Origin of the sequence: Bacillus sp. WMMC1349 (assembly GCF_013155385.1) — a bacterium.
Classification (GTDB): domain Bacteria; phylum Bacillota; class Bacilli; order Bacillales; family Bacillaceae; genus Bacillus.
Map to the genome: position 1 here is coordinate 1,759,654 of NZ_JABJUQ010000007.1, position 23,568 is coordinate 1,783,221.

A 23,568-nucleotide genomic window follows, 5' to 3' on the forward strand; every position below is an offset into this window, starting at 1 on the left:
AAAAGCCTGAAGCTGTCTAAAAAGTCCTTTTTCAACATCAATCAGGGGGAATTGCGAGACTCCTGCGGAAACAGCGAGCTAGGCGAGACCCAAGAGGAGCAAGGAACGAGCTCCGAGGAGGCTCGCGGATCGCCCGCGGAAAGCGAGCAAATTTCCCCAATTTTTATTCATCCACACGACTTTCAGGACAGCCCCTTTATCGTGTAATCGGATTCTTATTTTCATCAAGTGTAAAACCTTCCCCCATCACATCGTGAACATCGTTTACGACTACAAACGCATGTGGATCAATAGAAGTGATGACATTTTTCAAAAGAAAAACTTCATTTTTCGGAACGACACAGTATAAAACGTCTCGTTCTGTTTTAGTATAGGATCCCTGTCCTTTTAAAATCGTAACCCCACGATCCATTTCTTCCATGATTTTACGTTGGATTAGTGCATTTTTTTCAGAAATAATCGTTGCCCCTTTTGCTGCATAGCCACCTTCCTGCATAAAGTCAATCACTTTAGAAGCAACAAATACTGCGACAAGTGTATACATGGCTTCTTTATATGAGAGATAAAATATGAGTGATAATGTGATAACAAAGGCATCAAAAACGAACATCGCTTTACCCATCGCGATATGAAAGTATTTATTGATGAGTCGTACGATAATATCAACTCCACCAGTTGTCCCGCCATATCTGAAAATGATGCCGAGCCCTGTTCCAATAAAAATCCCGGCAAAAAGGGCTGCAAGGACAAGGTCATTTTTCAGAGGCATATGGATCTGATAAACTTGAAAAATCCACAAAAAAACAGACAGACTGACTGTTCCGAGAATGGTATATAAAAAAACGGTTCTGCCGAGAAACTTCCAACCGATCAAGAAAACGGGAATATTTAAAACTAAATTGGAAATGGAAGGATCGATCTGAAACAGGAAATAAAGCAACAAGGTAATACCAGTAAAACCGCCCTCTGATAGGTTGTTTTGCATATTAAAATGAACAAGTCCAAAAGAAAAAATAGCGGCACCTATTAATATAAATAAAACATTTTTAATTTTTATTTCTCTAAGCATAAAAAACCTCTCCTTCCATTAGTTGGCGTTAATATTATAGTGTATCTTTTAAAAATGGGCAAACCGATCTTAAACGTTTGTCAAACTTAGTTGAATTCGCTAACATGTAAGAGATGATAGGAGGTTTTGCCGAATGACGAATCAGAAAACGATGAAAGAGATACAGCGTGAAGTTGATGAATATATCGGGCAATTTAAAGAAGGTTATTTTAGTCCGCTGGCGATGATGGCTAGACTAACAGAAGAGCTCGGCGAATTGGCAAGAGAAATCAATCATCATTTCGGAGAAAAACCAAAGAAAAAAACTGAAACTGAAAAAAAGATTGAAGAGGAAATCGGTGATGTTTTATTCGTGTTAGTTTGTTTAGCTAATTCACTTCATATTTCATTAGATGAAGCGCATGATATGGTCATGGATAAATTCAACACACGAGACAAAGACCGCTGGACAAAAAAAGAAGGAAAGTAGAGGAGATTGATCATGTCAAAAGAAACTATCAAGATTGCCATTGCTGGACCGAGAGGAAGAATGGGAAGTGAAGCCGTTCAACTTGTTGAAAACACAGATCATTTTCAACTTGTAGGGGCCATCGATATTACATACGACCGCAAGAAACTGTCAGAAGTATTACCCTGTCATTCTGATGCGCTCATTTATACGGATATACACGAATGTTTTGCTGAAACAAATCCGAATGTACTCATCGATTTGACGACACCAGAAGTCGGCAAAGTTCATACGAAAATTGCCTTAGAGCATGGTGTCCGCCCTGTAGTTGGAACAACTGGATTTTCAGAAAAGGATCTTGACCATCTAAGGGGATTAACCGAAGAAAAAGCAATCGGAGCCATTATTGCCCCAAACTTTGCTTTGGGAGCTGTTTTAATGATGAAATTTTCCCAGATGGCAGCTCAATATTTCTCCGATGTTGAAATCATTGAACAGCATCATGATCAAAAGCTTGATGCACCTAGCGGAACCGCTTTAAAAACTGCGGAGATGATTTCCGTCGTTAGGGATGCGAAAAAACAAGGACATCCTGATGAAAAGGAAATTCTACCTGGTGCAAGGGGTGCAGAGCAAAACGGAATTCGCCTGCACAGTGTTCGATTACCGGGGTTAATCGCCCATCAAGAAGTCATCTTTGGCGGAGATGGACAAACTTTGAAAATTCGCCATGATTCGTATAACCGTACATCTTTTATGTCAGGAGTAAAGCTAGCTGTTGAACAAGTTATGAAAATCGATCAGCTTGTTTATGGCCTTGAAAATATCATGGAATAACGAAAAGAAAGAGGGGATCTCATTGAGAATAGCCTTAATTGCCCATGATCGAAAAAAACAGGATATGATTCAATTGACAACCGCTTATCGAGGTATTTTGCAAAAACATGAATTGTTTGCCACCGGTACAACAGGTTTAAAAATAGCTGAAGCAACCGGTCTTTCCATTAGGCGTTTTCAATCAGGACCGCTTGGCGGCGATCAACAAATTGGTGCAATGATCGCCCAAAATGAAATCGATCTAGTGATTTTCTTGCGGGACCCATTAACAGCTCAGCCGCATGAACCAGATGTTTCTGCATTAATCCGCTTATCTGACGTCTATTCCATTCCACTTGCAACCAATCTGGGGACGGCGGAAATTCTGATCCGTTCTTTGGAAGAGGATGCGTTCGAATTTAGGAAGCTGGTACATGATGAAGAAAAAGATGCTTGATATACTGGCTTTTGGTGCACATAGTGATGATGTAGAAATTGGCATGGGAGGAACAATTGCCAAATATATTAACAAGGGGTTTTACGTTGGCATTTGCGATTTAACAGAAGCTGAACGATCTTCAAATGGAACAGTTGCCATAAGGAAACGTGAAGCGGCTTTGGCGGCGGAAACGTTAGGTGTTAGAGAGCGAATTTCTCTTGCCCTTCCTGACCGCGGTTTATTTTTGACAGAAGATGCGATTAGAGAAATTGTTGCCGTTATTCGAATGTATCAGCCGAAGATTGTTTTTGTTCCCTACAAAAAAGACAGACACCCAGATCATGGACATGCGGCAGAAATTGTCGAAGAAGCGGTTTTTTCCGCCGGTATACATAAATATCAAGATGAAAAAAAACAGCAAGCACATAAAGTGCAAAACATCTATTACTATATGATCAACGGTTTTCATAAACCTGAATTTGTGATCGATATAACAGATACAATGGAACAGAAAAAAGCAAGTCTCAGGGCATACAAAAGCCAGTTCAGCCGGACAGAGCAATCGATAGATACACCTTTGACAAACGGATATATTGAAACAGTTGAAGCAAGGGAAATGCTTCTTGGAAAAGAAGTCGGTGTCACATATGCAGAAGGATTTTTTTCTAAGCGCATCCTTTTGTTAGACAATGATTTATTCGGGGGTGGATGATGAGAAAATTAAAAATTGGGATTACATGTTATCCGAGTGTCGGAGGATCGGGAGTTATTGCAACAGAGCTCGGTAAATTGTTGGCGGAAAAAGGGCATGACATTCATTTTATTACATCAAGCGTTCCGCATAGGCTGAATAAAGTTTATTCCAATATTTATTTTCATGAAGTTGAAGTTAATCAATACGCAGTTTTCCAATATCCGCCTTATGATCTGTCTTTAGCCAGCAAAATGGCCGAAGTGGCAAAACGGGAAAATCTAGATATTTTGCATGCCCATTACGCTGTTCCGCATGCTATTTCTGCATATTTGGCAAAACAAATGTTAGAAGGTACGATCAAAACCGTTACGACACTTCATGGCACTGATATTACGGTTCTCGGGATTGATCAGTCTTTAAAAGATTTGATTCGATTTGCAATTGAATCCTCTGATCGGGTAACTGCCGTTTCATCAGCTCTTGCGGCACAGACGTATGATTTAATCAAACCAAGAAAAAAAATAGAGACCATCTACAATTTTGTTGATGAGCGTGTGTATGTAAAAAAAGACCATTATTCATTAAAAGAGCAATACGGAATAACCCCTGATGAAAAAGTCATCATTCATGTTTCAAATTTCAGGAAAGTAAAACGGGTTCAAGATGTGATTCATGTCTTTAACCGTATTGTCAAACGAATCAAAGCAAAACTCCTTCTTGTTGGCGACGGTCCGGAAATGACTGTGATATGTCAGCTTGTCAGGCAGCTCGGTTTACAAGATGCGGTGCGCTTTTTAGGTAAACAGGACGGTGTGGAAGAGCTTTATGCCATCAGTGACTTAAAGCTTCTTTTATCTGAGAAGGAAAGCTTTGGTCTTGTGCTTCTTGAAGCAATGGCTTGTGGTGTTCCGTGCATTGGAACGAATATCGGTGGTATTCCCGAGGTGATTATCGATGGTACATCAGGTTATCTGGTAAATGTGGGTGATGTTGATGCTGCATCTGAAAAAGCACTTCATTTATTAACGGATCACAAGTTGCATCACCGTTTTGCTGAAGCTGCGCTACAAAATATTAAGGAGCGTTTCTCATCAAGCAAAATCATTAACCAATATGAGGATATTTATCACCAATTAATAGACGGGGAGTGTGACAATGGAAGATCTGTTTTTAAAGGCTCTGCCTCTCCTTCATGAACTAAAAAAACACGGCTGGCAAGCTTATTTTGTGGGCGGAGCAGTAAGAGACACACAGATGAACCGCACTGTTGGAGATATCGATATTGCAACTGACGCGGCTCCTGAAGAAATAGAAAAAATCTTTCCTAAAACAATTGATGTTGGAAAAAAACATGGAACAATCATTGTGTTGTGGGAAGGTGAGTCCTATGAGGTGACAACGTTTCGAGCAGAACTTGAATACGAGGATCATAGAAGACCAAGCGGTGTTCATTTCATTCACTCGTTGAAAGAAGATTTAAAGCGGCGTGATTTAACGATCAATGCAATGGCACTGGATACGGAATGCCGGCTCATTGATTATTTTGGAGGTCTTCACGATATTCAAACAAAACTGATTCAAACGGTCGGTAACCCGGCTGAACGATTTCATGAAGATGCGCTCCGCATGTTGCGGGCGCTCCGTTTTATGAGCCAGCTCGATTTTACGCTTTCCCCACATACAAAACAAGCGATTTGTGAGAACCGCCACTTATTAGCACATATTTCAACAGAGCGCAAAACAACTGAATTTGAAAAACTATTACAAGGGAAAGCGGTAAACGCAGCTCTTAAAATAGCGGTTGAAACAGGTCTTTACAAAGAACTTCCCGGACTGGAAGGAAAAAGGGAAGGTCTTCTCACTGCATGCTGTTTTCCGTTTCATCAGTTGGAAACCAAAGCGCAACTTTGGGCAGCTTTCATCGATAGACTGGCAATTCATCCACAACAAGCTCAAAAATTTTTAAAAGCTTGGAAACTTCCTGGAAAGGTGATGCAAGAGGCAATAAAAATTGCCGGGTACATTGATCAACACTGGGATCATTTGGCCATGTATCAAGCCGGTGAAGAGACACTTATTTCTGCAGTCATGATTCATATGCTAAAGGAGAATCAGAGCATTGACAGACGTAAATTAGCTGAAGTGAGACAAAGATATCAAAGACTGCCAATTAAAAGCTTGAAAGATTTAGCTGTAACTGGAAACGATCTGATCTTGATGAAAAATAACCCTCCTGGTAAATGGGTATCTGACGATTTAACACGGATCGAACAGGCTGTTTTGTGTGGAGAACTTGACAATCAAAAAAAAGCCATAGAGGAGTGGCTAGACCAATGCAATCAAATTTAAGGACAAAACTCATCCAATTATTTGCACAAGCTGATGGCGAATTTCTTTCAGGTCAAAAAATCAGTGAAGAACTAGGCTGCTCGAGAACGGCTGTTTGGAAACACATTGAAGAACTAAGAAAAGCGGGTTATGAACTTGAAGCGGTTAGGAAACTTGGCTATAAAATGAAAAAAAAGCCTGACAAAATCAGTGAAAATGAAATCAGATTCGGCTTAAAAACGGAAAAAATGGGACAAGTCATTTATTTCAAAGATAACGTTTCTTCAACTCAGAAAATCGCTCATGAACTGGCAAATAACGGATGTCCAGAAGGGACAATTATTGTTGCAGATCAGCAAACAGAAGGAAGGGGGAGAATGGCTAGAGTATGGCACTCTCCAGCAGGTAATGGCATTTGGATGAGCCTTATCTTAAGACCGACAATTCCAGTTCAAAAAACACCACAGCTGACACTTTTGGCGGCAGTGGCAATTGTCCAAGCAATTGAGGACCAAACAGGAATCAGTCCGGAAATTAAATGGCCGAACGATATTTTGGTCAATGGCAAAAAAACGGTTGGAATTTTGACTGAATTACAGGCTGAAGCAGATCAGGTTCATTCGGTCATCACCGGAATCGGAATTAATGTCAATCAAGCAGCTTGCGATTTTCCGGATGACTTGAAAGAGACAGCCACAAGCTTGCGCCTTGTTAGTGGTAAAAAAATTGATCGAGCAGCACTTATTCAAACGATTCTGCTTACATTTGAAAAACGCTACCAAGACTATACTCGTCACGGTTTCCAACCAATTAAACTTTTATGGGAAAGCTATGCTTTGACATTAAACCGCCGATTAACAGCGAGAACATTGAATGGAACATTTCATGGGAAATCACTGGGGATTGATGATGAAGGCGTGCTTCTTTTAGAAACAAGTGAGGGAATAAAAAGAATTTATTCTGCTGATATCGATATTAGTTCGTGATAGTTGGAACAGATGCCATGTTTTTGGTATACTTCGAGTGGACAGTATCCTTTCAAATGGAACTGTACCTAATGTGATTGAAACTGATTTCTTTTTAAAAAAAGTCTGCCTTGATCCAAAAAGGACTGGGACAGAGGGATGATTCTTGCCGATTTATGGGCGCTTTAAAAATCCTTCTTCTGAGCAGAAGGTTTTTTAATGTCCAAAAATAGCTGGCAGCTCATCTCCTCTGAAAGAAGAGGAGGAGAAACTTTGAAAACAAAACTTGATTTTTTAAAAATGAAACAGCAGGGGGAACCGGTTGTCATGGTGACAGCCTATGATTATCCGGCAGCAAAGCTTGCTGAACAAGCTGGGGTAGATATGATCCTTGTCGGCGATTCACTTGGCATGGTTGTACTCGGTTTGGACTCGACCGTATCTGTCACAGTCGCCGATATGATTCACCATACAAAAGCTGTACGACGCGGAGCAAAGGACACATTTATTGTGACAGACATGCCGTTTATGTCCTATCATTGCTCACTTGAAAGCACTCTCCAAAATGCGATGAAAATGATTCAGGAGAGTGGGGCAGATGCCTTAAAGCTTGAAGGCGGCGAAGGTATATTTGAGACGATTACAGCACTGACAAGGGGCGGAATTCCGGTGGTTAGTCATTTAGGCTTAACACCTCAATCGGTTGGTGTTTTAGGGGGCTACAAAGTACAGGGGAAAGATCAAGAAAGTGCCCAAAAACTGATCGAAGATAGTAAGCATTGTGAAGAAGCAGGAGCAATCGCACTTGTTCTTGAATGTGTTCCAGCCCGACTTGCAGCGTTGATTTCAACACAATTGACCATTCCTGTCATCGGGATCGGTGCAGGTGCCAATACGGATGGACAGGTTCTAGTTTATCATGATGTTGTTGGCTATGGCGTCAGCCGCACACCGAAATTTGTAAAACAGTACACACAAATTGATCAGATGATTGAAGCAGCTCTTTCGTCATATGTGATCGATGTCAGAAACGGTGTTTTCCCTGAAGATGTTCACTCCTTCAATATCGATCAACAAGTGCTTGAAGGTTTATACGGAGGAAGATAGCATGATTGAGATCCAAACAACAAAAGATATCCAAAAGCTGATAAAAAAGTATCAGAAAGAAGGAAAAACAATCGGATTTGTTCCGACGATGGGTTTCCTTCATGACGGTCATTTGTCACTTGCAAAACAGGCACGAACAGATAACGATATTGTCGTGATGAGCATTTTTGTCAACCCTCTACAATTCGGTCCTGGGGAAGATTATGAGACATATCCAAGGGACATAGAAAGAGACCGAAATCTTGCGGCTAAAGCCGGGGTTGATATTTTGTTTATGCCAAGTGTTGAAGACATATACAAACAGGAATCGACAATGATTGTCCATGTTAAAAAAAGGACAAATGTCCTTTGCGGCCGTTCCAGAATCGGACATTTTGACGGTGTGGCAACTGTGCTAACAAAACTGTTTCAGCTGATCATGCCGACAAGAGCCTATTTTGGAATGAAGGATGCACAGCAAGTGGCTGTTGTCGATGGTTTAATCAACGAGTTTTTCATGAATATTGAACTTGTCCCTGTTGAGACAGTACGGGAAGAGGATGGTCTTGCTAAAAGTTCAAGAAATGTCTATCTTACAGAAGCCGAACGCAAAGAGGCCGCTGTTCTCTACCAATCACTTCAGCATGGTGCCCGACTGATTCAAGATGGAGAAAGGGATGCTGGAGTCATCCAAAAACAGATTTGTAACATGCTAGAAAAGACAACCGGCTTGATTGATTATGTTGAAATATACTCCTATCCTGACCTAGAGAGTCTTGAAACCTTGACTGGGAAATGTATCATAGCGCTGGCTGTTCAATTTTCTAAAGCCCGCTTAATTGATAATCTCATCATCGATATCCCAAGTCGAAAGGAGGGCAAATGATGTACAGAACATTAATGAGCGGGAAGCTGCACAGAGCAAGAGTAACAGAAGCCAACTTGAACTATGTCGGCAGTGTGACAATTGATGAAGACTTATTAGATGCTGTCGGAATGATGGCTAATGAAAAAGTTCAAATTGTCAATAATCATAACGGTGCTCGTCTTGAAACATATATTATTCCTGGAGAAAGAGGGAGTGGTGTCATTTGTCTGAATGGGGCGGCGGCTCGCCTTGTTCAAGAAGGGGATGTCGTCATTATTGTCTCATATGCGATGATGACAGAAGAAGAAGCAAGAAACCATAAACCAAAGGTTGCTATTTTGAACGAAAAGAACGAAATCGAGCAAATGCTTGGCCGCGAACCGGCCCGTACTATTTTATAGCCCCCAGACATGGGGGTTTTTATTTCTCAAATCTCGAAAACGTGTTACACTTTTGTCGAGCGTATCAAAATTGAGGTGTCCATTTAATGAACAATCAACGTTATGTAGTCATTGATGTGGAAACGACAGGGAATTCACCAAAAAAAGGTGACAACATTATTCAAATTGCAGCGGTTGTGATTGAAAATGGACAAATTACCGAACGTTTCTCTAAATATGTAAATCCAAATCAGCCGATTCCTGCTTTTATTGAACAGTTGACAGGAATCACAAATGAAATGGTTGAAAATGAAGAGCCGTTTTCAGCCATTGCTGAAGATATCTATCGTCTGTTACATGAAAGTTGTTTTATCGCTCACAATATTCACTTTGATCTTGGATTTGTTGAGCATGAGTTAAAGCGCGCTGGTTTTCCACATCTTGAATGTGATGTTCTTGATACGGTAGAATTAGCACGGATCGTATTTCCGTGTTTTGATGGATATAAGTTGACCGAGTTGAGTGAAGAACTTCAGCTTGAGCATGAAAATCCACATCGAGCAGATAGTGATGCGGAAGTAACCGCCATGATTTTTTTACATATTATGAGCAGATTAAAGGCATTGCCGCTCCCAGTTCTTAAAGGGATGAGTAGATTATGCTGGCATCTGATTAGCGATATGAAACCACTGCTAGATATGCTGATCTTTGAAAAGCATCATCACCTTGAAGATGGTTATATAAAAGTAGGCTCATTGGTCATCAAAGCACCTGCCGAACTGCCAGAAGAACCGATGGTTGAACAGAAATTACCGTTTGACCAGCAGATTTGGGAAGCAGAAGATGGGCTTCATTCTATATTGTCCGGGCTTGAAAATAGAAAGGGACAAATATTAATGATGAAAGAGGTCTGGCAAGCGTTTGCAAATCGTGAACACGCCCTTATTGAAGCAGCAACTGGAATCGGTAAAACACTTGGTTATCTTGTGCCTGCTACTATTCATGCCAAAACAACCAAAAAGCCGGTTGTGATTAGTACATTTACGACATTGCTGCAAGATCAAATCTTGAATAAAGATATTCAACTTTTGGAAAAGATCTTTCCATACAAGATCACTGCTACGGTTTTAAAAGGGAAATCACATTACTTATGTATTGATAAATTTCAGCATGTTTTACAAGAAGATGATGATAATTATGATTCAGTTCTCGCAAAAGCGCAAATTCTTGTGTGGTTGACAGATACAAATACTGGAGACTTATCAGAAATAAACCTGCCTTCAGGAGGAAAGTTTCTCTGGGAACGAATTGCCCGCTCCCATCCTGTAAAAGGACAGTTAAAAGAATACTGTTTTTATGAAAGAGCTAAACGAAAGGCAAAAGTTGCCGACATTATCATTACTAATCATGCACTGCTACTATCCCAAGAGGTCAATCAAGGACTGGAAATAGAACATGCAGATACTTACATTATTGATGAAGCACATCATTTTGAACGGGTGGCAGGCGAACAATATGGAATAAAAGTGGATTATGTTTCATTACATAAAAAATTGATGCAGCTGGGAACTCTAAAGCAACAAGGGTTTCTTAAAAAAGTCGAGCGTTTGTATCGTGCTGCAGATGTTTCAAGCGAATCTTTTTTCAAACTGAGTGAATGGCTTGAATATCTGCTTGAAGAAAGCGATATGTTTTTTACATCTGTCCATTCTTTTGTGAAGCGCAGGAAACGTCATCACACTTTAAACCGTCTGCTTTATAAGGTTGATCAATATAGTGAATCTAGCAGCTGGCACCGTCTGCAAGAAGGGGCTGGAAGGCTGTGCTCAATGTTGGTTGAGCTCCATCAGTTGTTTTCCGAACAAAAACAACAATTAGACGAAAAAACAACTTCATTTACCAGTCATCAATTGTTTGTTATTGAGCAATATCGTTCTTGTATGACCTTTCTGGAAGAATACGAAAAAAAGCTGGGTCATTTGTTTTTTGAGAATCATGAAGATGAAGTGGTCTGGATTGAAATTGATGCAAAGGGAGCGAAAAACGCGGTCACCGTTTATGCTCAACCTTTAGATGCAGGAGAATTACTAGCCGATCGATTTTTCACCTGTAAAAAAAGCGTTGTTCTGACATCAGCGACACTTGTTGTAGAAAACTCATTCAACTATATGATTAAAAAGCTCGGATTACATGATTTTTACCCAAGAACTTTACAAATCGAGTCACCTTTCTCTTTTGAAAAGCGCATGAAAATTATCATTCCCAAAGAAATTAGTCTGATTAAAAACGATGATCAACGGGCTTATATCGATGATATTTCCCGCTATATCAAAACATTTTCAATGAAGAAAAATGTTAAAATGCTTGTATTATTTACATCCCATGCTATGTTGCGCGATGTTTATCAGACTTTGAAAAACGACGCAGACTTGCCCTGCCAAATTCTTGCCCAAGGAATAACCGGAGGAAGTCCGCTCAAGATGATGAAATCATTTAAGCTGCTTCATCATGCTGTTTTACTTGGAACAAATCATTTTTGGGAAGGTGTTGATTTTCCCGGCGATGAACTGACGATGCTGATCATTGCAAGGCTTCCGTTCAGACCACCTGATGATCCGGTGGAATCAGCTAAATGTGAAAGGGCAAAGCTAAAGGGAGAAAGTCCGTTTCAAACCGTCTCACTGCCTGAAGCTGTTCTAACTTTTAGACAGGGGATTGGCAGGCTTTTGCGTTCTGCAGACGACAGTGGCACAGTTGTCATTCTTGATCGTCGGATTCGAACCTCTTCTTATGGCAAAGTTTTTATGAAAGCACTGCCTAAAGCTTCTGTATTAGAACCAGCCTTTTCAGAATTGGAAGCGAAGTTTTCAGAAGAGAAAAAGCCGCATGAATAGCGGCTCTTAAAAATGAATGGTGTGGGTTAGGTTTTATTTTTTGGCTATATCTTAACGGGTTAATCCGTTGTAACAAATAGTTTGGCTTGCAGCAGCAAAAGTATGAATGACAATTATTGTTTGATACGGAGGTACTGAAAAATGGATAGCAAAATTGAAATTCTGTCAACCGTTAGTGTTCAACACTCAGAAGACCTTTATAAAATCGTTGATCTTTTAAACCGGACGCTTAAACGCAACGATTTAATGTTCGGTCTTGCCCTTAATGAAGAAGATCAAAAAAAAGCAACATTTACGATTTATAGAACGTAGGAGAAGAAAATGGGGAAAAAAACATTAATTTTCACACTTGTATTTGGTAGTATTATGTTGATAGCCGTTGTTCTTGTAGGTATAAATATTTATCAAACAGCGATGGCCCAAAAAGAAAGCGGGCATCAATCAGCGGTTGAAATCGCAAAGAAAAAAGCTGATTTAAAACAAGTTGACAATGTAGAAACGTATGTTGGGAAAGAAAAACAGTATATTGTTGAAGGTAAAAATCAAAAAGACGAGAAAGTCTATGTCTGGGTTCCAGCTGACAAAAAACAAAAATTGATGTTCAAAAGAGCCAAGGATGGCATCACAAGCAAACAGGCAATTAAAACGGTTCAAGATCAAGGTCATTTGTCTGAACTGAAAGGAGTTCATCTGGCCAGAGAAGGAAGTACTTTATTGTGGGAAGTGACTTACTTAAATCAAAATGATCAATATAGCTTAAGTTATGTCGACTTTACAAATGGAAAAGTTCATAAAAACATGACGCCTTAAAGATAAGTCAGGGGGAAATTGAGTTGAATCTAGCTAAAAGAGTATCAGCATTAACACCGTCTGCAACATTGGCTATAACCGCAAAAGCAAAAGAATTAAAAGCTGCTGGGCATGATGTGATCGGTTTAGGCGCGGGAGAACCCGATTTTAACACACCTAAACATATCATTGAGGCCGCTGTCCGCTCTATGAACGAAGGGCACACGAAATATACACCTTCAAGTGGACTTGCCGCCCTTAAAGAAAGCATTATCGAAAAATTCAAGCGTGATCAACAAATCGAATATAGCCAGTCAGAAATCATTGTTTGTACAGGTGCAAAACATGCTCTGTACACTCTTTTCCAAGTGTTGTTGGATGAAGGGGATGAAGTGATTATCCCGACTCCATATTGGGTCAGTTATCCTGAACAGGTTAAACTCGCAGGAGGCCACCCTGTTTTTGTGGAAGGTCTGGAGAAAAACAACTTTAAGATCTCCTCAGAGCAACTGGAAAGTGCAGTAACAGATAAAACAAAAGCAGTGATTATCAATTCTCCAAGCAACCCTACCGGTATGATGTATACAAAAGAAGAACTACAAGCGCTTGGAGAAGTTTGTCTTCGCCGCAATATCTTGATTATTTCTGATGAAATTTATGAAAAACTGATCTATGGTGAGAAGAAACATGTATCAATCGCTCAGCTTTCTTCACAGCTAAAAGAACAAACAATCATCATTAATGGCGTATCGAAATCACATAGTATGACAGGGTGGCGTATTGGGTATGCAGCCGGAAACCAAACGGTGATCAAAGCGATGACAAACCTCGCCAGCCATAGTACATCAAATCCGACATCCATTGCTCAATATGGCGCGATTGCTGCGTACAATGGACCATTTGAACCAGTTGAAGAAATGAGAAAGGCTTTTGAGGAACGGCTTGATAGAGTGTACCAGCTGCTTGTCAATATTCCTGGGTTAACTTGTGTAAAACCGGAAGGTGCCTTTTATTTATTTCCAAATGCGAAAAAAGCAGCAGCAGCATGCGGATTTACAGAAGTAGATCAATTTGCGGAAGCGCTCCTTGAAGAAGAAAAAGTCGCGATTGTTCCGGGATCTGGTTTTGGGGCACCAGATAATATTCGGTTGTCATATGCTACATCTCTTCCATTGTTGGAGGAAGCGATTCAACGAATTCACCGGTTTGTCACCAGAGCATAGTCGCGCGAGAAGACATTGACCACATCTGTTTAAAGAAGGTATAATATACGTTATGGATGTTAGAAAGAAATCGGTCGTGAACCTATTTCTTTCGTTTTTTGGAGGGAAACGATAGTGAAAACAACAATAAACCAAGTGTACAATCATGTTGGTGAAGAAGTAACAATTGGTGCCTGGATTGCAAATAAACGTTCAAGCGGCAAAATCGCATTTTTGCAGTTAAGGGACGGTACGGGTTTTATACAAGGAGTTGTCGTTAAAGCTGAAGTAGATGAAGATACGTTTCAAATGGCTAAATCAGTTACACAGGAAACTTCTTTATATGTGAAAGGGATTGTCAAAGTGGACGAGCGCTCACCGCTCGGATATGAACTTGCTGTAACCTCACTTGAAGTGATTCACGAAGCAAAAGAATACCCAATCACACCTAAAGAACATGGAACAGAATTTTTGATGGATCATAGACATTTATGGCTTCGTTCAAAACGACAGCATGCAATTATGAAGATCCGTAATGAAATTATCCGTGCTACATATGAATTCTTTAATAAAGAAGGCTTTGTGAAAGTTGATCCTCCAATCTTGACGGGGAGTGCCCCAGAAGGGACGACAGAGCTTTTTGCAACAAAGTACTTTGATGAGGATGCTTATTTATCACAAAGTGGACAACTGTATATGGAAGCTGCCGCTATGGCTTTAGGAAAAGTATTTTCATTCGGACCGACTTTCAGGGCAGAAAAATCAAAAACAAAGCGCCATTTGATTGAATTTTGGATGATAGAGCCTGAAATGGCATTTGTCGAATTTGATGAAAACTTGGAAGTTCAAGAAAACTATGTTTCATTTATCATTCAAAGTGTACTTGAAAACTGTAAAATTGAACTCAAAACACTTGGAAGAGATACGGAAAAACTTGAGCAAATCAAAGCGCCATTTCCACGTATTACTTATGATGATGCCATTCAGTTTCTAAAAGATAAAGGGTTTGATGATATTGAATGGGGAGACGATTTTGGGGCACCTCATGAAACAGCAATTGCTGAAAGCTATGATAAACCTGTGTTTATTACACATTATCCAACTTCTATCAAACCGTTTTATATGCAGCCGTCATCAGATCGGGAGGAAGTTGTCCTCTGTGCGGATTTAATCGCTCCTGAAGGTTATGGAGAAATTATCGGTGGATCAGAACGCATCCATGATCAGGATCTGCTTGAAGCCCGACTGAAAGAACACGGTTTAGCATCTGATGCATATCAATGGTATGCTGAGCTTCGACAATACGGTTCAGTTCCTCATTCAGGTTTTGGACTCGGTTTGGAAAGAACAGTTGCTTGGATTAGCGGTGCACCCCATGTCCGTGAAACAATTCCATTCCCTAGATTGTTAAATCGCTTATACCCTTAACTTGAAAAAGTCTCCTGTTATGACAGGAGACTTTTTCACAGTCATTCATGATATACTGAACAAGAGAGGTGTATCAAAATGAAAAAGCAGGAGTTTATTAAGATGCAGGAAATGGGATCTATGAGCATTCCTAATCTACTCTTCATGAATTACCGGGAACTTGGACTGAATGAAACAGAGTTTATTTTGCTCTTAAACATTAAAATGCATGTTGAAAAAGGTGCTTTTTTTCCGACACCAGAAGAATTATGCAAGACGATGACAATACCACCTGAACATTGTATGAACATGCTGAGGATCTTTATCCAAAAAGGGTTGATTTTGATAGAAGAATGTGAAGATCAAGAGGGAATTAAGTATGAAAAGTACTCATTAGAGCCTCTCTGGAGCAAACTGTTTGACTATCTTGAGTTGGTTGAGAAAAAGAAACATGATAAGCAGCAAGCGGAAGAACAGAAAAGCATTTATACTATTTTTGAAGAAGAGTTTGCAAGGCCTCTTTCCCCTTTAGAATGTGAGACACTTAGCATTTGGATTGACCAGGATCACCATGATGTTCATCTCATTAAACAAGCTTTAAGAGAGGCAGTTATTTCGGGGAAATTGAATTTCCGCTACATTGACCGGATTCTTTTTGAATGGAAGAAAAATGGGATCATGACAGTAGAACAAGCCGCCAACTACAGCCAAAAATTCAGGCGCAAGACAACTCAGAAGGGCGGACAAAAGGAGTATACAAGGCAGGTTCCTTTTTACAATTGGCTTGATCATTAAAGTGAAAAGGTGAAGTTATGTTAACGAAAAAACAAATCGAGTTTTGTTTAGAAACAATGGGTGATATGTTTCCCAAAGCAGAATGTGAGCTAGTTCACGGAAATCCGTTTGAGCTTGTCATTGCTGTTGCATTATCTGCACAATGTACAGATGCATTGGTCAATAAAGTGACAAAAACATTGTTTGAAAAATACAGAAAACCAGAAGATTATTTGGCTGTTTCCCTGGAAGAACTTCAGCAGGATATCAAGTCAATCGGGTTATATCGCAATAAAGCAAAGCATATTCAAAAACTTTGTCAAATGCTTCTAGATGAATATGATGGGGAAGTCCCTAAAGACAGAGATGAATTAGTAAAGCTGCCAGGGGTAGGAAGAAAAACGGCCAATGTTGTAGTATCTGTTGCATTCGGTGTTCCTGCGATTGCTGTAGATACTCATGTGGAACGGGTCTCTAAAAGACTAGGTTTTTGCCGCTGGAAAGATTCAGTGATGGAAGTAGAAAAAGCACTGATGAAAAAAGTTCCAAAATCTGAATGGTCTCTAACACATCACCGACTGATTTTTTTCGGAAGATACCACTGTAAAGCACAAAAACCAAACTGTGAAGAATGTCCGCTGTTTTCTTTGTGCCGAGAAGGACAAAAACGTTACAAAAAAGGGCTGGTGAAACGGCCATGACAAATGATTTATTACTAGATACATTTGCAAAAACATTAAGAGAGAAAAACATAGACAGTCAAGAAACACGAGCTATTCTGTTAGGAAATCCGCTTTATTTCGATTTTACTCTGGAAGAGGGAGCCGTTAAACCATGGGAACATCCTCAAGAATGGGTACCGCTGTTGTTTCAAACATGGGAGGAAAGAAAAAAACAGCTTCTTCCTGTTTTTCAAACAAGAAAATCAAGGTGTAGTCAGGATGAAATGTTAACAGGTGTTTGTTGTTTTATTGCAAGCCTTTACTGGACGATGGGAAAACCAGTCACAACTTTGGCTTGGAAAACGCTGATTCAAGAAAACTTTCCTGCTAAACCAATTAACTGGGCAGAACGGCTCGAATTTATTTTGTTAAAGCCGACCCAATACCATTGTTTTATTCAGCTTGATGAATTGTTTACAGAAATGAAAAAGCAGTTTTATAAATATGCAGTGATGAATAAATTGTAACAGGGCTGTCGGAGAAGATTCCGACAGCTTTTTTAGATATAAAAAAGGGGTATCCAATAAGTCGATTTTTGACTTATTGGATACCCTATTTGCTGAAAGTCAGCGATCTTGAATCATGGCTTTTTACAATTTTGCTCTTTTCGGTCAAGCCCAGGGTTCATCAGTCTCCTGAGCTGTCTCCAGTATCTTTTTTATTGTCGTCGCTCGGGCTTCCATCAGTAGGTTCACTACCGGGCTCTTCTTTTCTTCCATCCACTTTGTCTTTGTTTTTATCAGGTGGATTTTGTTGATCAGAGTTATCTCCAGGATTTTGTTGTTGTTGATCTGGTTGTTTTGTGCTTTGATCATCTTTTTTATTTTTGTCTTCCTCGATTTTTTTCTGATCATCTTCTTGTTTTTTCTGATCTTGCTCATCTTTTGAGTCATCTTCCTGATCTTCATCTCCAGCAGTCACTTTAAGTGTCACTGCAGCAGGACTACTTTCACCATCATCCGTTACAGCTGTGACTTCGAATCTGTAGGTAGATCCTTGTTTGACATTTGAGATGACAGCTTCTGTTTGACTGCTGTTTTGAATCTCGCTAGACCCGCCTCCATCAACCGATTGCGTGACTTTAAATGATGCATCATCATCATCACCCGAATATGACCATGTTACTTTAATGCTGTTTGATTGTTTATCATAATGAGCACTCAAACCAGAAGGTTTTTTCACATCATCTTCTTTTTCCTCGTATTTGTTTGAAACGGTTGTTGGTTCTGTTCCTTTAACAAAATACTCGGTTAGCTTTTTATCGGCAGGAGCATTGCTGCTTGCTAAAGCGGCTGGATTTGATCCTTTTAAGACGGTCGCTTCAACAACACTGTCCGGTTTCTTAAATGAGCCGCTACCATCATCAACCTTTGAAATGACTTTTTGGAATAACATTTTAGCGATCTGTTGTTCACTTTGATTGAGCGAGTTTCTACCTTCTTTACCAGTCCAAACCGCTGCTGTATATTGCGGTGTATAGCCGACAAACCATGAATCTTTGGCACCGTCACGACTGATGCCGTATTTCTTAACGGCAGCCTCATCAAAGTTTGTTGTACCTGTCTTTCCAGCTACAGTAACACCAGGAACTTGCGCTCGTGTTCCTGTTCCAGAATTAACAGCTGTTTTGAGCATATCTGTCATCATAAATGCGGTATAATCACTCATTGCCGCTTTTGCTTCTGGTTTTAAGTCAAGTTTTGTACCATCATTGAATTCTACAGAAGTCACAAAGTGTGGTGCATTATAATAGCCATTGTTACCAAATGCACTGTACGCTCCAGCCATTTGAAGGGGAGACACACCGTTTCCAAATCCACCGATTGCATAGGCTTCATATAATTTTTCTTCCGGAATAGATAGACCAAGACCTTTTGCGAATTGTGCAACGTTTTTCTTTTCGGCCGCCTGAAAGGCCTTTAAAGCTGGAATATTTCGCGAGTCAGCAAGCGCCTGCCTCATTGTTATCCAACCTTTATGTTTATGGTCATAGTTATTAATTTCCTGTCCAGTTGAGTAATGGTATGGTTCATCTTTAATTTGCTCATAAGTTGACCATTTTTTATGTTCGATAACAGGTCCATAATCAAGGACTGGCTTGATCGTTGAACCGGGCTGTCTTTCAAGGTTTGTTGCATAGTTGAATCCGCCTGCAGGTCGATTGCGTCCACCGCCGATCGCACGTACTTCGCCGGTTTTTGTATCAAGCAGGACTAAGCCAGCTTTCATTTTCTCAGTGTACGGTACTGAATTTCCATCCATCATCTCATCTACATAATCCTGTGCCTTCGTATCAATCGTAGTATGAATTTTTAATCCATCAGTTAAAGGATTGACATTTGTTTTTTCTTGGACTTCTTCAACAACCTGTTCAATAAATGCACTGTATTTTTTATTACCCGCTGATTTTGCGTATTTTTCAGGTGATACAAGACCTTTTTTAACAGATACTTTTTTTGCTTTATTATAGTCTGCTTCTGAGATAAATCCATTTTGTTTCATCAAGTTTAGTACAACATTCCGTCTTTTTTCTGCTCTGTCTGGATGTTTAATAGGGTTATAGTTATTTGGACTTTGCGGCATGCCGGCAAGTGTTGCCGCTTGCGAGATCGTCAAGTCATTTAAATCTTTTGCTCCATAAAACAGTTCTGCTGCTTTTCCAACACCATAAGCTTGGGATGAGAAAAAGATCCTGTTTAGGTACATTTCTAGTATTTCGTCTTTTGAATACTTTCTCTCAAGCTGGAATGAAAGCCATACTTCCTGAACTTTCCGTTTCATTGTTTTGTCATGGGACAAGAATGAATTTTTGACAACCTGTTGTGTGATTGTACTTCCACCCTCAGAACCGAACCCGCCTTGAAAGTTAGCAATAAGGGCTCCGCCGATCCGAATTGGATCAACTCCATGGTGATCATAAAAACGGGCATCCTCTGTTGCCAGAAAGGCATTTTTTACGACATTGGGTATATTTTTAATCGGTACATATTTCCGTTTTTCTGATCCAATTTCCCCGATTTTTTTCCCGTTTATATCATAAATCGTGGAAGAGTAAGGGGTTTTTAATTTTCCTTCGTCAAGAGACGGAGCATCAGCAATCATAAATGCAAATGTGGCCCCTCCAGCAATTAAACCGAGGACACCAATGATTAAAATTGATAAAAGAATTTTCTTGAAAAGCCCCATTTTCTTTTTTTTCTTGGGTTTTGACTGAGTATTAGACCTGCTTTTACCTTGTTGGGCTTTTCGCCGTTCCTGGCGGCTGTTAAATTGATCTGACATAACATCTCAACCTTTCGTAGTTAAACCTTTCCGCTACACATGACTTTAAAAGCATAAATTATGATGGCGAAAAATACAACTGATCAATAATTTTAATATAATCTATTCTTGGAGCGTATCCAAGTGAAATAGAATAAGCGGATTGTTGCAATTCATCTTTTCGAATCGATTTTCTACCATTTTGTTTTTGGCGGTTCCAAAAATAAAATAATTTTTCCGCTTCTAAAAAATAAACCTCGTCAAATGCGGATATAATAACAAAGCAAATCCCGTCTTGGGAGATAACTTGCTTCATGTGTTCGATTTGATGTTCATGGAAGTTTTTCAGCGGAAAAGATGTCTGGTTTTTCGTTTCCTTGGCTTCAAAATCGATATAGCGTCCTTTATATATTCCATTATAATCGGTTGTTGAAGACTGTTTGAAATACGCCTCTTTGATGACAGCCGCACTTCTTGCCGGGTAATCAACTTGAACGATTTGAACAGGTGTCGGTTTTTTATGGATAACCGCAATCGAGTTCGTTAGATAATATAAATTCGTTTCATTTAGATCATCTTCGAGGGTCATTCCGCGATTACTGTATGACGGCTTCTTCCTTATAGATGGGACCGCTTTTGTCGGCTGATATGTTTTGCCGTTTGGATAACGAAACACTTTCTTCAACCTCCTTTTCGAAAAAAATCTAGAAACAAACGGAAGTGAATTATTTTGCACAACAAGATCTCCGGAGTAGGGTTGCTGCATCAAATCAAAGAACAAACCAACAAACTAAACAAAGATAATATTTCACGAACCAATGCGTATAAACATTATTTTGACCATCACCCGGAGATTAAATGGGCATTTTTAGCTTCATTTGTTTCACGAAATGCTGGCTGGTCAATGACTGATTTAAAAGGTAGTTTATTTCAACTTGGCCTCACAGCTAACCAGCAGCAGTGGTTATTTATGACATATGAAAGAGCGAATTGGTTGATCTTTGCTGATGCATACCCACAGCTTCTATTGTATCAATGGTCTAAGGTGATTGGACAGCCGCTTTTTCATTTGCTGCCTGATCTAGGTGTTTCTTCATTTATGCAACTGGAATGGGAGCAGTTTTGGCATAACCAGGATACAAAGCGTCTCATGTATGCTCTTATCATAAATGAACAAAACACTATCCAAAATCCTATTATACAAAATCCTTTGTTTAAAAAGAATGTTTTTCACTCGATTCCTTTCTATATATGTGAATGTTTTCACTTTAATACTGTGATTTTTCCGACTGTTGAAGGTGTTTTTTACGGTCTATCTGTCAAACGTTTTACAAATGTAAATGAAAGAATCAAATTAGGTAAACAATTAAGTGAGCTTTTATTTAGGCCCGAGCTTTTCCCAGCTTTTTTTCATTTTACATCTTTTGTTCCTCATACAGGTTCACGGTTTGATATGGAACAATGGACAGGAATTTTCAAGAGAACTTCACCGTTTTTGAGAACGACTTATCCTGTGATCGATCATTCATTAGACGGAGTAAAAAGAGATTGGTTTCAAGGAGAAAACAGGGAGAATATGCTTAAGGAGGAAACATTACCAGGAACAATTGAAATAACCGAATGGTATTTTCAGAAAAGAAGACAGTTACAGGTTGTATTCACACTAGAAAACTGGTTTAAAAAGAATAAGAAATAAAAAAGCAAGGGAATCCCTTGCTTTTTAAGTAGATGGACGATTTGGGCCGCCTAATTTTTTATCTAATGTATCTTTTGTTTTTGTATCAGCTTTTTTGTGAGTAGGGGATTTTTTCTTGTTGTTTTCCACAGTAGACACCTCCTTACATCATAGTTTCTGCATAATTCACGCTGTTCATACACTTTTCTGCAAGGTTTATTGAAATAGTAGGAAGTTGTTATTCTTTGCCGGTTTCCTTCTAGTTTTGTCAAGCATGAAGGAGAGACGATGGAAAAAGAAGAATGCGTAGAGGTCATAAAAAGGAGGGAAGTAAATGAGTGCTTCTGTCAGTAAAGCATCAGCTCTGAAACTGCTATTGGAAACTGAAACTGACCTTGTCTTAGTAGAAACAAAGCTGGCTAAGGCTGTGAGCAAAATGAAAGTTGAAAAAGAAATCGCCTTTAGTAAGCAACTTGATCTTATTGATAAAGAACTGGTAGAACTCCTGCCTTATTTGTTGGGAACAGATTGATGGATTTTGATTCGTTGTTTTGGCTGGGTTTGTTTGATACGATAGTTGCTGAGGTGAATGTCGTGGATAAACAATCTTTTCTTAAACAAACACAGAACTTGATCCATGTAACAAAGGAAGCGGCTGACCGCTATCAAATAGGCGAGGAATACGATTTTTTTACAACCGTTAAACCTGCAGCTGACCGCTGTGAGCAGACAATTAAAAGCTGGCTTGAAAACGGTTTGGCATATATTGAGGATCATCATCCAAAGTATATTTATAAAGAACAGTTAAGTGCAGTAGAAGAAAATTTGAATGAAATCGTTCTGCAATCTTATTTTTGCAAAATCCACAAAAAACGGTTTAGAGATCTAACAGAATCTGTGCTTTATACACTCAAAAGTATTGAAGAAGATCTGAAGGTAAAAGGATAGATTTGATCGCAATCATTTCACCCCAATTGTTCACATTCACAATTGGGGCGAACTCTCATTTTTCTGTGTCTGAATACTTGTCGTAGGTAGGGTGCTGAGCTCCATTCGCCTCAAGAACTTTCATACCTGTCCGAAACTCGTTTAAAGTCAAATGTCCTTGAATGTACAAGAACTTGACAAAATCCATCAGCTTATCCATACAATCTGTCTCATACTGTTTCATCTCAGCAAAACAATTTCTTAAGTATGATACGTTCAAAAGCACATCCCCCTTTCGATTAGATTATTCTAATCGTATCATAACAATTCGACTTTTTTCTTTTTTAAAAAAATTCAAACTTTAGACACATTTTGAGATTAGGCACGGGAAAGCAATCTGGATCATACAGATATAAAAAAAGGGCTCTAGAAGGAGGGATCAAAGATGGAAGAGAGAGAAACCAGTTACCCATATGCCGCATTACACTATTCTGGATACCCGCAATTTGAGCATCAGCTTCAACATTACTACGATCATCCAACCACGCAATATGCTTATCCTGTCAACCAAGCATTTCACCCTTCACCGATTTATCAATCATCTTTGCAGGGATTCTCTTATCCCAACCCATATCCACAAGCTAGACCTGATGTTCACCAACCTTCTCAATTGCAAAATTTCATGTCACAATTTAAGAAGAAAAATGGACAGCTCGATTTTAGTAAAATGATGGATACAGCTGGTCAAATGATGAGCACCGTCAATCAGCTGGGATCGCTCGCCAAAAGCTTTATAGGATTCTTTAAGTAAAAAAAGCATGAAA

Annotated in this window: 27 protein-coding genes; 22 read left to right on the top strand and 5 right to left on the bottom strand. The window is 39.5% G+C overall.

The window, feature by feature from the left end:
- Window positions 1–196: 196 nt before the first annotated feature.
- Window positions 197–1,069, bottom strand: coding sequence for a YitT family protein (locus HOO54_RS11370; RefSeq protein WP_172295300.1), 873 nt, complete (start codon window positions 1,067–1,069; stop codon window positions 197–199).
- A 133-nt stretch (window positions 1,070–1,202) separates the two neighbouring features.
- Between HOO54_RS11370 and HOO54_RS11375 the strand changes: the two genes are divergently transcribed.
- The 18 genes from HOO54_RS11375 to HOO54_RS11460 all read left to right on the top strand — a co-directional run bounded on the left by HOO54_RS11375 (window position 1,203) and on the right by HOO54_RS11460 (window position 17,348).
- The gene (locus HOO54_RS11375) at window positions 1,203–1,538 is read left to right on the top strand and encodes a nucleotide pyrophosphohydrolase (protein ID WP_172295302.1); all 336 of its coding nucleotides are present in this window, start codon (window positions 1,203–1,205) and stop codon (window positions 1,536–1,538) included.
- 12 nt (window positions 1,539–1,550) lie between these two features.
- The gene (gene dapB / locus HOO54_RS11380; protein WP_172295304.1) at window positions 1,551–2,354 is read left to right on the top strand and encodes a 4-hydroxy-tetrahydrodipicolinate reductase; all 804 of its coding nucleotides are present in this window, start codon (window positions 1,551–1,553) and stop codon (window positions 2,352–2,354) included.
- A gap of 22 nt (window positions 2,355–2,376) precedes the next feature.
- A complete protein-coding gene (gene mgsA, locus HOO54_RS11385; RefSeq protein WP_172295306.1) occupies window positions 2,377–2,790 on the top strand; it encodes a methylglyoxal synthase in 414 nt (137 codons plus the stop codon).
- Window positions 2,783–3,484 (top strand): bacillithiol biosynthesis deacetylase BshB1, encoded by a 702-nt coding sequence (bshB1, locus tag HOO54_RS11390; RefSeq protein ID WP_172299501.1) that lies wholly within the window; start codon window positions 2,783–2,785, stop codon window positions 3,482–3,484. The genes mgsA and bshB1 overlap by 8 nt, the downstream gene beginning before the upstream one ends.
- Window positions 3,484–4,662, top strand: coding sequence for an N-acetyl-alpha-D-glucosaminyl L-malate synthase BshA (gene bshA / locus HOO54_RS11395; protein ID WP_172295308.1), 1,179 nt, complete (start codon window positions 3,484–3,486; stop codon window positions 4,660–4,662). Before bshB1 ends, bshA begins: the two co-directional genes overlap by 1 nt.
- Window positions 4,622–5,815, top strand: coding sequence for a CCA tRNA nucleotidyltransferase (locus tag HOO54_RS11400; RefSeq protein WP_172295310.1), 1,194 nt, complete (start codon window positions 4,622–4,624; stop codon window positions 5,813–5,815). Before bshA ends, HOO54_RS11400 begins: the two co-directional genes overlap by 41 nt.
- Window positions 5,800–6,780, top strand: a complete 981-nt coding sequence (locus tag HOO54_RS11405; RefSeq protein WP_172295312.1) for a biotin--[acetyl-CoA-carboxylase] ligase — start codon at window positions 5,800–5,802, stop codon at window positions 6,778–6,780. Before HOO54_RS11400 ends, HOO54_RS11405 begins: the two co-directional genes overlap by 16 nt.
- Before the next feature lie 252 nt (window positions 6,781–7,032).
- Window positions 7,033–7,866 (top strand): 3-methyl-2-oxobutanoate hydroxymethyltransferase, encoded by an 834-nt coding sequence (gene panB / locus HOO54_RS11410; RefSeq protein ID WP_172295314.1) that lies wholly within the window; start codon window positions 7,033–7,035, stop codon window positions 7,864–7,866.
- A 1-nt stretch (window position 7,867) separates the two neighbouring features.
- Window positions 7,868–8,731: a pantoate--beta-alanine ligase gene (gene panC / locus HOO54_RS11415; RefSeq protein ID WP_172295316.1), complete on the top strand. Its 864-nt coding sequence runs from the start codon at window positions 7,868–7,870 to the stop codon at window positions 8,729–8,731.
- A complete protein-coding gene (panD, locus tag HOO54_RS11420; protein WP_172295318.1) occupies window positions 8,731–9,114 on the top strand; it encodes an aspartate 1-decarboxylase in 384 nt (127 codons plus the stop codon). Before panC ends, panD begins: the two co-directional genes overlap by 1 nt.
- Before the next feature lie 86 nt (window positions 9,115–9,200).
- Window positions 9,201–11,987 (top strand): ATP-dependent DNA helicase DinG, encoded by a 2,787-nt coding sequence (gene dinG, locus HOO54_RS11425; RefSeq protein WP_172295320.1) that lies wholly within the window; start codon window positions 9,201–9,203, stop codon window positions 11,985–11,987.
- A 141-nt stretch (window positions 11,988–12,128) separates the two neighbouring features.
- Window positions 12,129–12,299 (top strand): YpmA family protein, encoded by a 171-nt coding sequence (locus HOO54_RS11430; RefSeq protein WP_172295322.1) that lies wholly within the window; start codon window positions 12,129–12,131, stop codon window positions 12,297–12,299.
- A 9-nt stretch (window positions 12,300–12,308) separates the two neighbouring features.
- A complete protein-coding gene (tseB, locus tag HOO54_RS11435; protein WP_172295324.1) occupies window positions 12,309–12,797 on the top strand; it encodes a cell wall elongation/penicillin-binding protein regulator TseB in 489 nt (162 codons plus the stop codon).
- Window positions 12,798–12,820: 23 nt separating this feature from the next.
- Window positions 12,821–13,999 carry a pyridoxal phosphate-dependent aminotransferase gene (locus HOO54_RS11440; RefSeq protein ID WP_172295326.1) on the top strand — a complete coding sequence of 393 codons (1,179 nt, stop codon included), beginning with the start codon at window positions 12,821–12,823 and terminating at the stop codon, window positions 13,997–13,999.
- Window positions 14,000–14,113: 114 nt separating this feature from the next.
- Window positions 14,114–15,406, top strand: a complete 1,293-nt coding sequence (gene asnS / locus HOO54_RS11445) for an asparagine--tRNA ligase (RefSeq protein ID WP_172295328.1) — start codon at window positions 14,114–14,116, stop codon at window positions 15,404–15,406.
- 78 nt (window positions 15,407–15,484) lie between these two features.
- The gene (locus HOO54_RS11450) at window positions 15,485–16,180 is read left to right on the top strand and encodes a DnaD domain-containing protein (RefSeq protein WP_172295330.1); all 696 of its coding nucleotides are present in this window, start codon (window positions 15,485–15,487) and stop codon (window positions 16,178–16,180) included.
- 17 nt (window positions 16,181–16,197) lie between these two features.
- Window positions 16,198–16,860: an endonuclease III gene (gene nth / locus HOO54_RS11455; protein WP_172295332.1), complete on the top strand. Its 663-nt coding sequence runs from the start codon at window positions 16,198–16,200 to the stop codon at window positions 16,858–16,860.
- Complete coding sequence (locus tag HOO54_RS11460) at window positions 16,857–17,348, top strand: YpoC family protein (RefSeq protein ID WP_172295334.1); 492 nt, start codon at window positions 16,857–16,859, stop codon at window positions 17,346–17,348. The genes nth and HOO54_RS11460 overlap by 4 nt, the downstream gene beginning before the upstream one ends.
- A 160-nt stretch (window positions 17,349–17,508) precedes the next feature.
- Here the strand turns inward: HOO54_RS11460 and HOO54_RS11465 are convergent, their stop codons facing one another.
- Together HOO54_RS11465 and recU are read right to left on the bottom strand one after the other, a co-directional pair.
- Entirely contained in the window at window positions 17,509–20,163 is a 2,655-nt protein-coding gene (locus HOO54_RS11465) for a transglycosylase domain-containing protein (protein ID WP_172295336.1), read from the bottom strand.
- A 58-nt stretch (window positions 20,164–20,221) separates the two neighbouring features.
- Window positions 20,222–20,818 (bottom strand): Holliday junction resolvase RecU, encoded by a 597-nt coding sequence (gene recU / locus HOO54_RS11470; protein WP_172295338.1) that lies wholly within the window; start codon window positions 20,816–20,818, stop codon window positions 20,222–20,224.
- Between the two features lie 54 nt (window positions 20,819–20,872).
- Here recU and HOO54_RS11475 point away from each other — a divergent pair, with 54 nt between their 5' ends.
- Window positions 20,873–21,838 carry a DUF2515 domain-containing protein gene (locus HOO54_RS11475; protein ID WP_172295340.1) on the top strand — a complete coding sequence of 322 codons (966 nt, stop codon included), beginning with the start codon at window positions 20,873–20,875 and terminating at the stop codon, window positions 21,836–21,838.
- 24 nt (window positions 21,839–21,862) lie between these two features.
- Here the strand turns inward: HOO54_RS11475 and sspM are convergent, their stop codons facing one another.
- Entirely contained in the window at window positions 21,863–21,967 is a 105-nt protein-coding gene (gene sspM, locus HOO54_RS11480; protein ID WP_172295342.1) for an acid-soluble spore protein SspM, read from the bottom strand.
- A 184-nt stretch (window positions 21,968–22,151) separates the two neighbouring features.
- Here sspM and HOO54_RS11485 point away from each other — a divergent pair, with 184 nt between their 5' ends.
- Window positions 22,152–22,349, top strand: coding sequence for a DUF5446 family protein (locus HOO54_RS11485; RefSeq protein ID WP_172295344.1), 198 nt, complete (start codon window positions 22,152–22,154; stop codon window positions 22,347–22,349).
- Window positions 22,349–22,765 carry a YppE family protein gene (locus HOO54_RS11490; protein ID WP_216664760.1) on the top strand — a complete coding sequence of 139 codons (417 nt, stop codon included), beginning with the start codon at window positions 22,349–22,351 and terminating at the stop codon, window positions 22,763–22,765. Before HOO54_RS11485 ends, HOO54_RS11490 begins: the two co-directional genes overlap by 1 nt.
- Window positions 22,766–22,820: 55 nt before the next feature.
- Here HOO54_RS11490 and yppF read toward each other — a convergent pair whose 3' ends face one another.
- The gene (gene yppF / locus HOO54_RS11495; protein WP_172295346.1) at window positions 22,821–23,024 is read right to left on the bottom strand and encodes a YppF family protein; all 204 of its coding nucleotides are present in this window, start codon (window positions 23,022–23,024) and stop codon (window positions 22,821–22,823) included.
- 165 nt (window positions 23,025–23,189) lie between these two features.
- Here yppF and HOO54_RS11500 point away from each other — a divergent pair, with 165 nt between their 5' ends.
- Entirely contained in the window at window positions 23,190–23,555 is a 366-nt protein-coding gene (locus HOO54_RS11500) for a YppG family protein (RefSeq protein WP_172295348.1), read from the top strand.
- Window positions 23,556–23,568 lie beyond the last annotated feature (13 nt).

Excerpts from the sequence above, each read along its gene's own strand:
- HOO54_RS11370 (WP_172295300.1), bottom strand. The coding sequence starts at position 1,069 with ATGCTTAGAGAAATAAAAATTAAAAATGTTTTATTTATATTAATAGGT.
- HOO54_RS11375 (WP_172295302.1), top strand. The coding sequence starts at position 1,203 with ATGACGAATCAGAAAACGATGAAAGAGATACAGCGTGAAGTTGATGAA.
- dapB (WP_172295304.1), top strand. The coding sequence starts at position 1,551 with ATGTCAAAAGAAACTATCAAGATTGCCATTGCTGGACCGAGAGGAAGA.
- bshB1 (WP_172299501.1), top strand. The coding sequence starts at position 2,783 with ATGCTTGATATACTGGCTTTTGGTGCACATAGTGATGATGTAGAAATT.
- bshA (WP_172295308.1), top strand. The coding sequence starts at position 3,484 with ATGAGAAAATTAAAAATTGGGATTACATGTTATCCGAGTGTCGGAGGA.
- HOO54_RS11400 (WP_172295310.1), top strand. The coding sequence starts at position 4,622 with ATGGAAGATCTGTTTTTAAAGGCTCTGCCTCTCCTTCATGAACTAAAA.
- HOO54_RS11405 (WP_172295312.1), top strand. The coding sequence starts at position 5,800 with ATGCAATCAAATTTAAGGACAAAACTCATCCAATTATTTGCACAAGCT.
- panC (WP_172295316.1), top strand. The coding sequence starts at position 7,868 with ATGATTGAGATCCAAACAACAAAAGATATCCAAAAGCTGATAAAAAAG.
- panD (WP_172295318.1), top strand. The coding sequence starts at position 8,731 with ATGTACAGAACATTAATGAGCGGGAAGCTGCACAGAGCAAGAGTAACA.
- dinG (WP_172295320.1), top strand. The coding sequence starts at position 9,201 with ATGAACAATCAACGTTATGTAGTCATTGATGTGGAAACGACAGGGAAT.
- HOO54_RS11430 (WP_172295322.1), top strand. The coding sequence starts at position 12,129 with ATGGATAGCAAAATTGAAATTCTGTCAACCGTTAGTGTTCAACACTCA.
- tseB (WP_172295324.1), top strand. The coding sequence starts at position 12,309 with ATGGGGAAAAAAACATTAATTTTCACACTTGTATTTGGTAGTATTATG.
- HOO54_RS11450 (WP_172295330.1), top strand. The coding sequence starts at position 15,485 with ATGAAAAAGCAGGAGTTTATTAAGATGCAGGAAATGGGATCTATGAGC.
- nth (WP_172295332.1), top strand. The coding sequence starts at position 16,198 with ATGTTAACGAAAAAACAAATCGAGTTTTGTTTAGAAACAATGGGTGAT.
- HOO54_RS11460 (WP_172295334.1), top strand. The coding sequence starts at position 16,857 with ATGACAAATGATTTATTACTAGATACATTTGCAAAAACATTAAGAGAG.
- HOO54_RS11465 (WP_172295336.1), bottom strand. The coding sequence starts at position 20,163 with ATGTCAGATCAATTTAACAGCCGCCAGGAACGGCGAAAAGCCCAACAA.
- HOO54_RS11485 (WP_172295344.1), top strand. The coding sequence starts at position 22,152 with ATGAGTGCTTCTGTCAGTAAAGCATCAGCTCTGAAACTGCTATTGGAA.
- HOO54_RS11490 (WP_216664760.1), top strand. The coding sequence starts at position 22,349 with ATGGATTTTGATTCGTTGTTTTGGCTGGGTTTGTTTGATACGATAGTT.
- HOO54_RS11500 (WP_172295348.1), top strand. The coding sequence starts at position 23,190 with ATGGAAGAGAGAGAAACCAGTTACCCATATGCCGCATTACACTATTCT.